Genomic DNA, 15349 nt, shown 5'->3' with positions numbered 1-15349 from the left:
AACCACCCTGCCCTGCCTTTGATACTCGGCGCTCAATGCTTATCAGCCGCCAGGGAGGCGCAGATGGACGACACACCGGTACATGAACAGACGCTGATTCACAATCTCATCGCAGAATTGACCGCCGTACCGGTGGTCAGCGCCGCCACACCGGCGCGCACGCTGGAGGTTCCCCGTGCATGCCGGCTGCGCGAATGGATGGAGCTTTACTGGAGCGCCCTCGAACGCCCTGAATTTCTCGATTGGGCCAGTGGCTTTAACATCGATCTGGACACCTTGCAGATCAAGGGCGATACCCTGCAAGCGCAATCACCCTCGAACGGCTCCAACGGCGTTCGCACGTTCACGCTGGAAGATGATTCAGGCTGGTGGCAGATGGCGCCGATGCTGCTGTCGATTTCCCAGCGTATCGATCCTGCGGGGCTGGGCCTGCCCTACATCGGCGGTAAATCCGCCAACCCGCTGTATCGGTTTCCACGGCAAGTGGTGCTGGCGTTCTACGGTTACCCGGAACCGCAAAACCAGATTCAGGCCCGAGTCATCCTCGCCGAGCTGAAGAAAACCGGGCTGGCGGCCATCGATGAAAACGGCCAGAGCACGTCAGCGCTAGTGAAGGAACGCAACGCGCAACTGGAAGACTTTCGGGCGATCGCCGATCGAATCGATGAAGTGTTGCTGGCGAGCGACCCTTTCGAGCAGCGAGGCTTTCTCGACACGCCGGTAACCCTCACTTCGGCCTCTGTTTCTGCACCCGCCAGAGGGCCGCGCCTCAAACTGGGCGAGCTTCTGGGCCGCTATGAGTTTGCGTTGCCGCAAGATGCTCGCGAAGCCAGGGCACTTGCGCAACGCCTGCGCCAGCAAAGCTGGCCGGCGCTGCCCTACGTCAGCGATTACGTGCAAAGCAACGACCCCATCCGCAGTTATCGTGAAGAATTTGGCGCTCTGGAAGATAACCGGCACATCGTGCGACGCCTTGAAGCGCTGAGCTGGAACAAAGCGCCCAAGGCCAAGATCGATTACGAGGAAATCAGCGAGCCCCATCCGGATTCCGCGCTGGCGGGACGGATGAAGTATGGCCAGCGTCAACTGCAGACACTCAGCGCCGATGAGGATTTTCAAGCCATCCTGCAGCAGCACGGACTGCCCGCCGACAGTCAGTTGCTCGTCACCGAATCCGGTCATGTCGGTACTGCCAGCGTAAAAGGCTGGGTCACCCTGACGGCGCAGGTGGAAAAACAGGCTGATCTGAAACTCTTTCGCGACCAGCTCAAGGCCAAGGCAAGCAAAGCCGGCGGCGCCTTGCGTTCAAGCGGTAAAGTCACCCTTGGGCAAATGTTGCGCTTCTACAATCTGCTTTTGCCGAACACTGTCGAGCAAGCCCTCGCGCTGGTGAAATGGTTCAGGATCAATCTGCACACCCGTCCCGGACATATGAATCACTGGTATCTGCTGGGCCAGCCGTGGACACAAACCGAGCGGTTCACGGCGCAACAGCGTCAGAGCATCATCGACACCACACAGGCGTTTTTACCCGTAGACTCGCCGCCGTTGATCGACTACCTCAGTGAGGGTGTCGATACTGATCTGCCGCTCAAAACGCTCCAGGCAAAAGCCGACTACCTGATCAGCCGAATTCTGATCACACCGCGCGCGCAAACGCTGGGCAATCTGCTGGTGAAGAATCTGGGTGCTCCGGCGCAGGAGAAACGCCTGCTGGCCACCAACCGCGATCGCCTGTTGCTCGCTGCATTGATTCTCAGCCTGGAGCCGAACGCGGGTGAGGATTTGAACCGTATTGTCGAGCAACGTCTGGAGGGGCGTGATTTCTGGGGCGACAGCTATGACGAGGTACGCCGCTTCATTGATCGGCAGCCCGCTCTTGCATCGGTCAAAAACAAGACGTTGGCCACCCATCTGTTGTTGTCCGGTATAGCGCCGGAGTTTCTGACCCGGCATATTCCGCCATCACTCTGTTACATGAGTTGTTCGCGTTGGGTCAGGCTGAAGCAGGTCGTGCTGTATATCGAAAGCCAAATGCCGGGTGTGGCACGCCTGATGAGCTATGAGCAACTGAACCAACTGACCAAAGGCCCGGCCCCCACGCACTTCTACAAATTTCTGCGCGAGGATTCCTGTGCCTCACTGGTCGTTGACTGGGCGGTTGCCAGAGGGCTGATCCAGCGCAATGCCGAATTTCCGGTGACTGTTTATGACGCCACGACGCTGAAGCAGGCCGATGTCCTGTTCCGCAACCACAATCGCCTGTTGAACGATCTTTATCGGCGGGCGTTCCTTTCGGCACCGCCCACTCCCGTCACGGTTGCCCTGGCCGATCTGCGCAAGGTGTTCAGCGATTCCCCCTACCTCACGGAGAAGGCGCTGTTTGCTCCCGACTCCAACACGCAGACCTCTGCAGCGCACTATTCGCTGAGCGAACTGCATGTCGCCGGCAAGCTGACAGGTGACCTGCAAGGATGGCAATCGAGCAATGCACAGTTGCAACTGGCCCCCATGCTTGCCTCGTTGCCCAGACTGCACAATGTGGCGACCTACTTCCATGCGGCACTGAGCGCACGCCTGAGGCAAATGAAGGACGCACATATCGCATTTCTCAAGGAAGCGTTCTGTCGCTTGCCGTTCGCGCAGCGAATCGACATCGAAGATCACGAGCTGGAACTGCTCGCCCTGCGGCCAGTATCGGCAGCCACGGACAAGCTGGCTGACGCCAGCACTGCGCCATTCGGCATCTTGGCGCTGCTGCGTGGGAGTCCAGCCAGAGTCTTCGAGATTTTCACTGGCAGGAATGAAGTGGTGCTGCGTCGCGATATCGACCTTGCATTACTCAAACCATCGGGGGCAAATGATGCGGCGAAATCGCTGCCCGTCGACGCCGAAGCCTACAGGCACGGCTCCCAGCCTCGCTTGAATGCCACTTGTAACGCGTTCATTACTCGCCTCGATATTCAGGGCGCACCCCTGGCGCAACAGGAGCGCGCCGCCGTGCCCGATACCTTCGCCTCCAACACAGTCAACGCCATCGCCAGCACCGCTGTCCGGCATCTGTTCGATGCCTTTAAAGCACAAGCCTTGCAAGACGCATTGCGCGTGCCCGAACTCGAGGATGCCGTTGCGAGTCACGAGAAATGGCTGACGTTTTACCAGAAGCTGAGCCCGCCCAAGCGCTGAGCACTGGCGAATCCGGCGATAGTTCGGCTGACGCGTTCGCGAGCAGGCTCGCTCTTACATAGATGGTGCTGAACTGAAAAATCCTCCGCGCCATCGAGACCTGTGGGAGCGAGCCTGCTCGCGAAGACATTCGATCAGCCAGCATCAAATTGCCTGACCCACCGCCATCGCGGGCAAGCCCGCTCCCACAGGAATTCAAGGTGAACTCACACCTCATTAACGTCACTGGACTCTGTGGGAGCTGGCTTGCCAGCGATGGGGCCGTTACTAACAGCCTTTCAGAGCTTGCTTGTGCGCATACATCGCGCCATCCGCATCGGCGAGCAGGCGATCAACGGTTTCGTGGCGTTTGGGATCGTATTCGATCTGGCCGACGCTGAAACGAATCGCATAACCACGGTGCAGCGTGGCGTTGCGCTCTTCGAGGATTTCCTTGAGCCGCGCCATGATCCGCGTGGTTTCAACGTGGCTCGAGCCGGTCAGCAACGCGACGAACTCATCACCACCCAAGCGCCCGACCACATCGCTCTCGCGAAAGGCAATGCGCAACACATCGGCGAAGGTCTTCAGCGCACTGTCACCTTCGGCATGCCCGTACAGATCGTTGATCTGCTTGAAGTCGTTGAGATCGAAAAACAGCAGCGTCGCCGGTCGGTTCAAACGTGCGCAGGCATCCAGCGCATGCTGGGCCAGTTGCTTGAAACCACGGCGATTGGACAGCAGCGTCAGTTCATCCATGCTTGCCATCTGCACCGCCGTCAGCTCTTGCTCGGCCATCTCCGCGAGGTCGCGCAACAAGGCACGCTCTTCGTCGTCGAGATGGCGGGGTTTGGTATCGATCAGGCACAAGGTGCCCATTTTGTTACCGTCCGGCACGGTCAGCGGATAACCGGCGTAAAAGCGAATATTCGGTGCGCCGGTGACCAACGGGTTGTCATGAAAGCGCAAATCTTCCAGCGCATCGGGCACCAGCATCAGCTCGTTTTGCAAAATCGCATGGCCGCAGAACGAGACATCGCGGGATGTCTCGCTGACATCCAGACCCACACAGGACTTGAACCACTGGCGATCCTTGTCGACCAGCGTGACCAGGGCGATCGGCACGTTGAACAGGCGCTTGGCCAGGCGTGTCAGACGATCAAAGCGCTCCTCCGGCGCCGAGTCGAGGTTGAGGCCGTGCAAGGCGTCGATTCGTGCAGCTTCATTGGCAGGTTTTCCGGGCACCAGCATGCGCACACTCCGTAGACAGTCATGCGTTCAGCGTAGCGCTTAATCGTCGGGGCATCACATTTGCGCCACCGGACAAGGCCCGCCGGCATCGGCCCAGAGCTTGAACTGCGCGACGAAAATATCGTGCGGCACCGGCACCGGTGCGCGCCCTGCCCCGGGATTCCAGCCCCAGAGCACCAGTTTGTCTTCGCTGACGTGTTTTAACAGCGCGGCGAAATCCCGGTCGCCGTTGCTCGCGCGGTCCTTGATCATCGCGCAGAGCTTGTCCGAGGGCAGGCCGATCCAGGCCATTTTGTGTGCCGCTGGCGGCAGGCTCCAGTGCGGCGCACCCGGCGGCGCATGGGGGCCATAACTGGCCGGCGGATTGCTTTCAGCGTGACAGGTGGCGCAGGGCAAACCGGCGGCGCCCTTGCCATCCATGCCGCGCACTACATTCATCGCGTGAGGGATGCCGGCGTCGAACTGTAACGGCGAATCGCCGGGGATGTGGCAGTTCTGGCAGCGCGGGCTCTGAAAGACTTTCTGCACCGTGGCGAAGGCTTTCAACGCCTGCTGATCCTCGGCAAACAGGTCCGAGGCATAGCCACCGAGGCCCAGCAACACGACGGTGCCCAACACAAGATGTCGTTTCATCTCACACCCCCGACAATTGCAGTGGCAGTTCGCGCAGGCGCTGCCCGGTCAAGGCGAACACTGCGTTGGCCACCGCCGGCGCGGTCGGTGGCACGCCGGGCTCGCCGATGCCGCCGGGTTTTTCACTGCTGGGGACGATGTGCACTTCCACCACCGGCATTTCGTTGAGCCGCAGCACTTGATAATCGTGATAGTTGGACTGCACGACGCCGCCATCCTTGACGGTGAGCTTGCTGTGCAGGGCCATGCCGAGGCCGAAAGTGATGCACGATTCCATCTGCGCGGCGATGCTTTGCGGATTCACCGCAATGCCGCAGTCCACCGCGCAGACCACCCGATGCACGCGGATCGCCAGATTGTCCTGCGACACCTCCGCCACTTGCGCCACGTAGCTGCCGAACGACTCGTGCACCGCCACGCCCAGAGCATGCCCGTCCGGCAACGGCGCGCCCCAGTTGGCCTTCTCCACCGCCAGATTGAGCACGCCGAGATGGCGCGGGTGCGCCTTGAGCAACGTGCGTCGGTATTCCACCGGATCCTTGCCCGCCGCCGTCGCCAGTTCATCGATCAGCGATTCCATGACAAAACCCGTGTGGGTGTGGCCCACCGAACGCAGCCACAACACATTGATGCCGGTCTGCGGCGAATGCAGATCGACCTGATGATGAGGCAGATCCTTGATATACGGACTGTCGGCCACGCCCTCGACCGAGGTGGCATCGATGCCGTTCTTGACCATCGCTGCCTCGAGCATCGTCCCGGCCATGATCGACTGGCCGACCAGCACATGCTGCCAGCTCATCGGCAAACCATCAGCACCCAGTCCGACCTGCGCCTTGTGCAGGTACATCGAGCGGTAGTAGCCGCCGCGAATGTCATCTTCGCGCGCCCACACGGTTTTCACCGGCAGGTCCGCCGCTTTCGCCACTTGCACCGCTTCGGCGACGAAGTCCGAAGTCGGATTGGCGCGGCGACCGAAGCCACCGCCGAGAAATTCCGTGTGAATTTCGACCTGCTCGGGCTTGAGCCCGGTGATCTTGCTGGCAACCATTTGGTCCAGCGTCTGAAATTGCGTACCGGTCCAGATCTCGCATTTTCCGGCGCTGATTTTCACCGTGCAATTGAGCGGTTCCATCGGCGCGTGGGCCAGATACGGCACGCTGTATTCGACCTCGATTTTTTTCGCGGCTTTGCCGAAATTGGCCTTGGCGTCCCCCGCCTGAGTGGCGGAAGTGCCCGGCGTCGCCGCCAGTTTGCGGAAACTCTCGAGCAGTTTTTCACTGCTCATGTCGGCCAACGGCCCCAGGTCCCAATCGACCTTCAGCGCATCACGGCCCAGCTTCGCCGCCCAGAAATGCTCGGCCACCACCGCTACGCCGCTGGGCACCTGCACAACCTTGTGTACGCCGGGAATGGCCAGCGCTGCGGCGCCTTCGAAGGATTTCACCGTGGCACCAAACACCGGCGCGCGGGCGACCATCGCGGTCATCAGGCCTTCAAACTGCACGTCCATGCCGAACTTGGCGCGGCCGGTGATCTTCTCCGGGGTATCGAGGCGCTTGGTCGGTTTGCCGATGACTTTCCAGTCCTTGGCTTCCTTGAAAGTGATGGTTTTCGGGTCCGGCACCGGCAGTTGCCCGGCGGCATCGGCCAGTTCGCCGTAGGTCGCGCGTTGGTCCCCGGCGATGACCACGCCGGACTCCGTGCGAATCGTCGACGGCGCGACGTCGAAGCGTTTCGCAGCCGCTTCCACGAGCATCTGCCGCGCCGTCGCCCCGGCGAGTCGATAGCGGTCAAATTCCATCCAGGTCGATGTCGAACCTCCGGTGATCTGCATGCCGCCAAATGCCGGCAAGCCGTAATCCGCCGCCGAGGCTGGCGAGTGCTCGACGCGGATTTTCGACCAGTCGGCGTCCAGTTCTTCGGCGATCAGCATGGTCAGGCCGGTCCAGATGCCCTGGCCCATTTCCGAATGACCGAGCAGCACGGTGACGCTGTTGTCCGCCGCGATGCGCAGAAACGCGTTGGGTGCGAACGTCTTGTTCTGATTTTCTGCCGCCCGGGCAAAGCGGTTGGCCCCGGGCACCACAAACGCCACCATCAGGCCGCCGCTTAACAGTGCGCTGCCCTTGAGAAACCCGCGACGCGATACAGGACTGTTCATCGTTCCTCTCCCAGAGAATGACTCAGCCGATTTCGGCGGCGCGTTTGACCGCAGCGCGAATGCGCGGATAGGTGCCGCAGCGGCAGATATTGCCGGAGAGCGCCTGATCGATATCGCTGTCGGTGGGCTTGGGAATTTTCGCCAGCAATGCGGCGGCGGACATGATCTGCCCGGACTGGCAATAACCGCACTGCACCACGTCCAGCTCGGCCCAGGCCTGCTGCACCGGGTGCGAGCCATCGGTGGACAAGCCCTCGATGGTGAGGATTTTCTGCCCATGGGCGACGGCAGTCGCCGGGGTGATACAGGAGCGTAATGGCGCGCCGTCGACGTGCACGGTGCAGGCGCCGCACTGGGCCATGCCGCAACCGAACTTGGTCCCGGTCAGGTGCGCGATATCGCGCAGAACCCAGAGCAGCGGCATGTCGGCGGGGACATCGAGCTCTTGGTCCTTGCCATTGATATTCAGGGTCAGCATCGGGTGATTTCCTCAGACTCACGTATTGCAAAGGGGCGTCGCTGTGGTCGCAAAAACCTACGGACGCCCGCGCTTATCCCTTTCAGCAAAGCCTAATTTGCGCAGCAAGCCACACGTTGTGACCAGCGGTCATGCAGACCCCGGCATTGCTCCTACAGTTGATAACGGCTCGCACTGAGTCGTCGTATCTCTGCGCAACCGGCCCGCGAACCTCGCGGTTGTCCATCACAGGTCAGGAGTAACGAATATGGGCTTTGTCACCACTCGAGACGGCGTCGACATCTTCTACAAGGACTGGGGGCCGCGCGACGCGCCGGTGATCCACTTCCACCACGGCTGGCCGCTCAGCTCGGATGACTGGGACGCGCAGATGCTGTTTTTCCTGGCACAGGGCTTTCGGGTGATTGCTCATGATCGACGCGGGCATGGCCGCTCAAGCCAGGTCTGGGACGGCCACGACATGGATCACTACGCCGACGATGTGCTGGCGGTGGTCAATCATCTGGGTACGCGCAACGTTGTCCACGTCGGCCATTCCACCGGCGGCGGCGAAGTAATCCATTACATCGCCCGGCATGGTCAGGACAAGGTCAGCAAAGCGGTGTTGATCAGCGCCGTACCACCGCTGATGGTGCAGACCGAAAGCAACCCGGGCGGTTTGCCGAAATCAGTGTTCGATGGCTTTCAGGCGCAGCTGGCGGCAAATCGTGCGCAGTTTTATCGCGATGTGCCGAGTGGACCTTTCTACGGCTACAACCGCCCTGGCGCCGAGCCGTCGGAAGGGACCATCGCCAACTGGTGGCGCCAGGGCATGATCGGCGGGGCCAAGGCGCATTACGACGGCATCGTCGCTTTCTCGCAGACCGACTTCACCGAAGACCTGAAAAAAGTCACCGTGCCGGTGCTGGTAATGCACGGAGAGGATGACCAGATCGTGCCTTACGCCAACTCCGCACCGTTATCGGCGAAACTGCTGCCCAACGGCACACTGAAGTCGTACCCGGGATTTCCGCATGGCATGCCGACGACGCAAGCGGAAACCATCAATGCTGATTTGTTGGCGTTTATTCGCGGTTAACCGCCCCAATCAGGCTTACTGCAATTGGCAAACACTGATCCCCTGTGGGAGCGGGCTTGCCCGCGAGGCGTCTCTCCAGTCCAATTATCTGCGAATGACACTCCGCTTTCGCGAGCAGGCTCGCTCCCACAGTTGGGATTGGGTATATCCGTCAGAGACTGGTCGGCTACAAGGCCGCCATCGCTGGCAAGCCAGCTCCCACAGTTGGAATTGGGTATATCCGCCAGAGACTGGTCGGCTATAAGGCCGCCATCGCTGGCAAGCCAGCTCCCACAGTTGGAATTGGGTATATCCGCCAGAGACTGGTCGGCTATAAGGCCGCCATCGCTGGCAAGCCAGCTCCCACAGTTGGAATTGGGTATATCCGCCAGAGACTGGTCGGCTATAAGGCCGCCATCGCTGGCAAGCCAGCTCCCACAGTTGGAATTGGGTATATCCGCCAGAGACTGGTCGGCTATAAGGCCGCCATCGCTGGCAAGCCAGCTCCCACAGTTGGGATTGGGTATATCCGTCAGAGACTGGTCGGCTGGAAGGCCGCCATCGCTGGCAAGCCAGCTCCCACAGGGATCAGGGTAGATCTGCTGTTCATTCGTATCTTTGAGATAGCTATCGCGAGCAGGCTCACTCCTACAAGAGCAAGAGCAAGAGCAAGAGCAAGAGCAAGAGCAAGAGCAAGAGCAAGAGCAAGAGCAAGAGCAAGAGCAAGAGCAAGAGCAAGAGCAAGAGCAAGAGCAAGAGCAAGAGCAAGAGCAAGAGCAAGAGCAAAAGATCGCAGCCTTCGGCAGCTCCTACAGTCTCCGCGTTCGCCTTAGGTCGAGTGTCAGCTCGCCTGCTTTTGATCTTGATCCACCGGCGACGTCGGAAGGCTGAGCGGAGGGATTGATCCGGGCGTGGGAGCGCAGCGACCGTCTGGCGCAGCCAGACTCAGCGGAAGGAGGTGCAGCGAAGCAAACCGGAGCCGCTGCGCCCGGATCAGTCCCGGAGCGAAGGAACCCGAGCCTGCGAGGGCCGAACGCAGGAGCAAGCCTTTTTGGTTACTTTTTCGGCGTTTGGAAAAAGTGACCCGCCGTAAGGGCGGAACCATAAGCAGCCGTTACCGCAGCAACGGATATGTACCCACTCAAAAACACCCCCACCGCCTGACAACAAGCCTTCGCGAGCAGACTCGCCCCCACAGAAATCGCAAGCGTGCTGAAGGCTGAATCAATCCCCTACCCCTCTGCCCGCCCTTCGCCTTCACGATCACCACGGTAATGCCTGGCCAGCGGAAAATCCGGCAGCCACGATTCACGCCGCACAATCCAGCTCTCATAGGTCGGCTTCAACTGATCCGGCGCATCCAGCGCGCCGAGGTTCACCTCGACCTCATCACCACTGCGATTGAACACCGACGAACCACAGCGCGGGCAAAAGTGCCGCCCTTGATACTCATGGGTTTCACCGCTGATGGTCACCGCGTCCTCAGGAAAAATCGCCGAGGCATGAAACAGCGCACCGTGGATCTTGCGACAGTCCAGGCAATGGCACAGCCCGACCCGGTAAGGCTCGCCAGAGGCTTCAAAACGCACATCGCCGCACAGGCATCCGCCGGTAAATGCAGTCATGGTTCAGCTCCATCGCGCTCGTGGTGTCACGCCCCCAGAGCCTATAACAGTCGGCGCTGCAATGCAGACGATGTTTCAGATGAAAGAACTCAATGTTGCCGCACTGCAACGGGCATTCGCCGGCCAGAGCTAATACACTCGGACGCTGACCTGCCGGGACGATCACGATGAAACACGCCACAGCGAAAAACCCCGAGAAAGCCCCGCGCTTCTGGCGCGACGACGCCCTGCCCTTCATCGAAGCGCGGGCCATCGCGGATGGTCGTGAAGTCTGTTATGCGCGGCATTCCCACGCGCACTTTTCCATCGGCGCAATCACCGCCGGGCGCAGTACCTATGTGCATGAGCAGGCGCAGTATGAAGTGGCAGCAGGCACCGTGGTGCTGATGAATCCCGGCGATGTACACGCCTGCAATCCGATCGATGATCAGCCTTGGTCGTACGTGATGTTGTATGTCGAAACGCCGTGGCTGACGGATTTGCAGCATCAATTGGGGTTTGCCGGGGAGCTGGAATTCCGGCGATTTTCCGACACCCATCTGGCTGATGCCGAGCTGTTCGGCAAATTGATGGGGTTGTATGAGGTTTTGCTCGACGACCAAATGGAGGCGCTGGCGAAACACAGCGCGGCGGTAGAGTTTTTCAGTGATTTGCAGGTCCGCCTGAATCCGGCGGATGAGCCCGTCGATGAGCCGAATTTCAAGCTGGAACGCGCCGCTGATTTCATCCGTGGACATTGCACCGAAGTGCTCAGCCTCGAGGCGATTTGCGCGGCGGCGCAGCTGTCGCCGTCATACCTGATTCGCGCGTTCAAGCAGCGCTACGGGATGACGCCCCATGCGTTCGTGGTCAACCAGCGCATCCAGTTCGCCCGCGAGCGCTTGCGCAGCGGCCAGTTGATTGCCGATGTCGCGCTCCAGGCCGGGTTTGCCGATCAGGCGCATTTTCAGCGAGCGTTCAAACAACATCTGGCGGCAACGCCGGGGCAGTATCGCGGCTGACTTCATACTCAAAGTTGAACACTGCCCCCCTTGTGGGAGCGAGCCTGCTCGCGAAGGCGGTGTGTCATTCAACACTTCACTGACTGATCCACCGCATTCGCGAGCAGGCTCGCTCCCACAGGGGGTTGTGGTGGGCCTGTCAATCAAGTGAACAGCAAATAAAGCGCACTCACCGCCAGCAACAACGCCATCAACCGATTGAACCAGCGCATCCCGGCGGCATTGCTCAGATACCCGCGCAAGAACGTCCCGGCATACGCCCAGCAGCCCACCGACAGATAGCAGATCACCAGATACACCGCCGCAAACTGCCAGACCAGCCGCGCCTCGCCGTCGGCGACAAATGCGCCCATGCCGGCCACGCATGCCAGCCAGGCCTTGGGGTTGAGCCATTGCATCACCGCGCCATAGAGCATCGACGGCGCACGGCCGGACTCGCTGGTGTTCAGTTGGCCGTCATCGCTGGCCAGTTTCCAGGCCATGAACAACAGGAACGCCACCCCGGCCCATTGCACCACGCGGGTCATGAACGGCCACAATTGCAGCACCTCATGCAGGCCCAGGCCCATCAGCACCAGCAACAGCACAAACCCCAACGTCGCCCCGGCCACGTGCCGTTGGCTGGCGCGGAAACCGTACTGCGCGCCGGTGCTCAAGGCGACGATATTGACCGGCCCGGGGGTGATGGATGCGGCGAGGGCAAACGCCGCCATGGAAAGAATCAGACTCATTGCACACCTGCTTCAATCGAGGAACGAGGTGGCTACGGTAGCGGGCGGGGGATTTGCGGTATTGAAGAAAATGACCCTGAGGCTGCGAATCTTCTGAGGGAGCGGTGGGTCAGTCGCCCAGTGTTGGCTGAGCTGACGTCTTCGCGAGCAGGCTCGCTCCCACAAGGTTTTGCGTGAGACTCAAATCTCGCCCCCCCACAAGACCTGTGGGAGCGAGCCTGCTCGCGAAAGCGTTCGGTCAGTCACAACAGACTTGTCAGGACTGACGCCATCGCGAGCAAACTCCCCCTACAGGGGCACTCAGGCCAGGCGCGGCACGGTGAAGCGGAATTCGCTGCCCTGCCCCGGCTCGCTCTCGGCGACGATCTGGCCGCCATGGGCTTCGACGATGCCTTGGGTGATGTACAAACCCAGGCCAGTGCCGGTCGGGTTGCCTTCCTTTATCGTCCAGTAGCGGTCGAACACATGCGGCAAGTGCTCCTTGGGAATGCCTTCGCCACTGTCACGCACGATAAACACGATCTCGTCGCCCACCGATTTCGCGTGTACGCCGACGGTGCCCATGCGCGGGGTGAATTTGATGGCGTTGCCCACCAGATTCGACAGCACCTGAAACAGCCGCTCGGGGTCGGCGTGGATGCGCAGGTCAGGATCGGCCTGGAAGGAAATGCTGATGTCCTTGTCATGGGCCAGCGGCGACAGCAACGCTTGTGCCTCTTCAAAGATGTGCCCGACCTCCAGCGCCTGCGGGGTGATGGAGTAGCGCCCGGCGTCGATTTTCGAGGTATCGAGCAGGTCTTCCAGCAACGTGTTCATCCGCGCCGTGGCCTGCTGCATGGTGTCGATCGCCGTGGAAATACGCCGTGAGGTGTGCGCACCTTCCGAACTGAAGGTTTTTTGCATCATGCCGCAGAGCATGGAAATCACCGTCATCGGGTTGCGCAGGTCGTGGGAAACCACCGCCACCAGATCATCGCGCGCCTGCACAGCCGCCTGCTCGCGACGTACCTGACGGGCCAGGTCGTTTTCCAGCGCCGAACGGCGCAGGTCATTGGCGGCGAACCGGTCACCGTGGCTCCACTTGGTGGAGATCCCGGCCATCTCGACCTTCCAGATTTCGAACGAGGTACGCGGACGCAGGCGCATCCCGGCGTCGGAGGTTTCCAGATCCAGCGGTTTGCGCGGATCGCCACTCCAGTTGATGTTTTCCTTCACTTCCGGACGGAACCACAGCACACCGTTGTCCACCGGTTTGGGCAGGCTCATGGCGAGCACACCGCTGGCCACAGACTGATACTGCGCCGCCGGCGGGTAAACGCTGGACAGGTGATGGCTGGCGAACACCGGCTCGCCGCGCGCCTGCAACCACTTGTGCAGCGCGCGAATTTCTTCCGGCGCCGGGCAGTTGCCGTAACGGTGCAACTGCTTGTCTTCGATGATCGCGATGCCGCCGGCATTGACCAGCGCCATCAGCGTCGCTGGCTGCTGGGCGAGGCCGTCGAAAACGTTCTGCGGCGAATCGACCATCGCCTGATTGAGCCGCGCCAGCGCTTCGACCTTCTCTTCACGCTGGCGGGTCAATTCTAGGGTTTCCATGGCACTGATCTGCAACGACAGGACCTGGCCGATGGTCTGGCAAGCCATGCGCAATTCATGCGGCACGTGCAGCGGCTGGCGATTGCCGCAGCTGATCAGGCCCCAGAGCTTGTCGCCCTTGAGCAGGGAAATGCTCATCGACGACAGCACGCCCATGTTCTTCATGTACTGACAGTGAATCGGCGAGACGCTGCGCAGCGTGGCGAAACTGAGGTCCAGCGGCGTCTGCGTGTCCGGGCGCAGCTTCGGCACCAGTGGCACTGGCTGATAATCGGCGTTGGGGATGATCCGCAACCAGTTGGTGCGATACAGCTCGCGCGCCTGCTCGGGAATGTCCGAAGCCGGGAAGAAAAGGCCGTTGAACACTTCCATCGACGGATCGGACGCTTCGGCGATGACCTGACCGTGGCCCTCTTCCTCGAAGCGATAGATCAGCACCCGGTCGTAACCGGTCATCGCCTGGATTTCCTTGACGCTGATGTCGTACAGGGCCTGCAGCGTGGTCGCCGCTTGCAGGCGCTGGAGCATGCGGCCCAGGTGGGTATTGACCCCGGCGACGTTGCGCGGCTGGAAATTCTTCACATGAATTTCCAGCTCGAGAATCAGCACGCCCTGATGGCGGTGCAGCAAACCTTCGAATTCAGTGCCGTTGAGCTCGAATCGTAGCGGCGCCGCCTCGGAAAACGCTGTCTGCTGCAAGGCTTCGAGCACGTGCGCGGTGTGTTCGGCGCCGATCAGGCTGTGCAGCGGCTGGCCGATCAAGGATTCGGGCGCGCGGGCCAGCAGGGCTTCGACGTTGGCGCTGACCTGAATGATCTGCAGCGCAGGCTCGGTCAGGGTCAGCAGCAAACCATGGGGCTGGATCGCGCCAGGAAAGCGGATCGGCTCGTCGGCACAGTTGGCCAGCAGTTCTTCAAAGGCTTGTGGGTCTTGCGGGTTCATGCCAGTACCTCCTGGCGCTCGAGCCACTGCTCGAAACAGCTGAATGTGGTTTGTGCTGCGCTGACCACGGCCGCGCGTTCGCTGGCCGCCATGGGCCGGTTGCTCAGGTATTCGATGAACTCGCGCCAACGCCGCCCGGTGGCCGCGCCGTAGACATCGAGGAAGGCAGCGCCATTGTCGGCGTCCAGATTCAGCCGCGCGGCGATCTCCCGACGCAGGATCTGCCCGCCGAGAGTGGCGCCTTCGAGCACGTACAAAACGCCGAGACTGGCGGCGCTGGAGTCGATCACCGGCAAGTCCTCGCACAGCGGCAAATCATTGGTCGTCGCGCCCAGTGCGCGCAGGTCGGCGTGCAAGGTCTCGGCCTTCAAACGAGGCGTCAGATCGAAATCATCCGGGACAGCGCCACTGGCGAGCAACGCCCGTTCCAGCGGCTGATAAAAACCGTAATAGGCCGCCATCAAGCGCTCGAATGCGGGGGTATCGAGGGTATCGGTAAAAAAAGGAAGGCGTTTTTCCAGTGCGATGTGCAGTTCGGCTGTGCCGGCCCGCAGATCTTGCAGCACCGGTGGCACATAAACCTCACGGGCCTTTGCTTGCATGTAGATCGCTCTTGGTGGGACCCGGCAGGGGCCATTCTGGGTGGGCTCGACGTGGGGGGAATTTATCACGCCACGCGGCTTTTTCTGCCTGCCGAAGCGTTTTT

The 15349-nt window shown here is 60.9% G+C and carries 11 protein-coding genes; 3 read left to right on the top strand and 8 right to left on the bottom strand.

Annotated features, from left to right (window positions below):
• Window positions 1–18 precede the first annotated feature (18 nt).
• The gene (locus AB4N73_RS05250) at window positions 19–3186 is read left to right on the top strand and encodes a hypothetical protein (RefSeq protein ID WP_460143015.1); all 3168 of its coding nucleotides are present in this window, start codon (window positions 19–21) and stop codon (window positions 3184–3186) included.
• Window positions 3187–3453: 267 nt separating this feature from the next.
• On the opposite strand, the gene AB4N73_RS05245 is transcribed toward AB4N73_RS05250, so the two are convergent.
• From AB4N73_RS05245 to AB4N73_RS05230, 4 genes are read right to left on the bottom strand one after another with little or no spacing between them, the layout of a single operon-like run.
• The gene (locus AB4N73_RS05245; RefSeq protein WP_095179571.1) at window positions 3454–4416 is read right to left on the bottom strand and encodes a sensor domain-containing diguanylate cyclase; all 963 of its coding nucleotides are present in this window, start codon (window positions 4414–4416) and stop codon (window positions 3454–3456) included.
• Between the two features lie 54 nt (window positions 4417–4470).
• A complete protein-coding gene (locus AB4N73_RS05240) occupies window positions 4471–5049 on the bottom strand; it encodes a hypothetical protein (protein ID WP_056784654.1) in 579 nt (192 codons plus the stop codon).
• Between the two features lies 1 nt (window position 5050).
• A complete protein-coding gene (locus AB4N73_RS05235) occupies window positions 5051–7213 on the bottom strand; it encodes a xanthine dehydrogenase family protein molybdopterin-binding subunit (RefSeq protein ID WP_150742741.1) in 2163 nt (720 codons plus the stop codon).
• A gap of 22 nt (window positions 7214–7235) precedes the next feature.
• The gene (locus tag AB4N73_RS05230; protein WP_041478642.1) at window positions 7236–7691 is read right to left on the bottom strand and encodes a (2Fe-2S)-binding protein; all 456 of its coding nucleotides are present in this window, start codon (window positions 7689–7691) and stop codon (window positions 7236–7238) included.
• Window positions 7692–7938: 247 nt separating this feature from the next.
• Between AB4N73_RS05230 and AB4N73_RS05225 the strand changes: the two genes are divergently transcribed.
• Window positions 7939–8769 carry an alpha/beta fold hydrolase gene (locus AB4N73_RS05225; protein WP_323621748.1) on the top strand — a complete coding sequence of 277 codons (831 nt, stop codon included), beginning with the start codon at window positions 7939–7941 and terminating at the stop codon, window positions 8767–8769.
• 1211 nt (window positions 8770–9980) lie between these two features.
• Here AB4N73_RS05225 and AB4N73_RS05220 read toward each other — a convergent pair.
• Window positions 9981–10373 (bottom strand): GFA family protein, encoded by a 393-nt coding sequence (locus AB4N73_RS05220; RefSeq protein ID WP_236169368.1) that lies wholly within the window; start codon window positions 10371–10373, stop codon window positions 9981–9983.
• Between the two features lie 167 nt (window positions 10374–10540).
• Here AB4N73_RS05220 and AB4N73_RS05215 point away from each other — a divergent pair, with 167 nt between their 5' ends.
• Window positions 10541–11374: an AraC family transcriptional regulator gene (locus AB4N73_RS05215; RefSeq protein ID WP_236169367.1), complete on the top strand. Its 834-nt coding sequence runs from the start codon at window positions 10541–10543 to the stop codon at window positions 11372–11374.
• Between the two features lie 143 nt (window positions 11375–11517).
• Here the strand turns inward: AB4N73_RS05215 and AB4N73_RS05210 are convergent, their stop codons facing one another.
• From AB4N73_RS05210 to AB4N73_RS05200, 3 genes are all read right to left on the bottom strand, one after another.
• Complete coding sequence (locus AB4N73_RS05210) at window positions 11518–12105, bottom strand: LysE family translocator (protein ID WP_252869200.1); 588 nt, start codon at window positions 12103–12105, stop codon at window positions 11518–11520.
• A gap of 300 nt (window positions 12106–12405) precedes the next feature.
• A complete protein-coding gene (locus tag AB4N73_RS05205; RefSeq protein WP_460143014.1) occupies window positions 12406–14643 on the bottom strand; it encodes an ATP-binding protein in 2238 nt (745 codons plus the stop codon).
• Window positions 14640–15245: a biliverdin-producing heme oxygenase gene (locus AB4N73_RS05200; protein WP_041478637.1), complete on the bottom strand. Its 606-nt coding sequence runs from the start codon at window positions 15243–15245 to the stop codon at window positions 14640–14642. The genes AB4N73_RS05205 and AB4N73_RS05200 overlap by 4 nt, the downstream gene beginning before the upstream one ends.
• Between the last annotated feature and the right edge of the window lie 104 nt (window positions 15246–15349).

The organism is Pseudomonas sp. S3_B08, assembly GCF_054667725.1.
The sequence above is the reverse complement of the archived record's forward strand: the minus strand, read 5'-3'. Positions and strand labels throughout refer to the sequence as shown.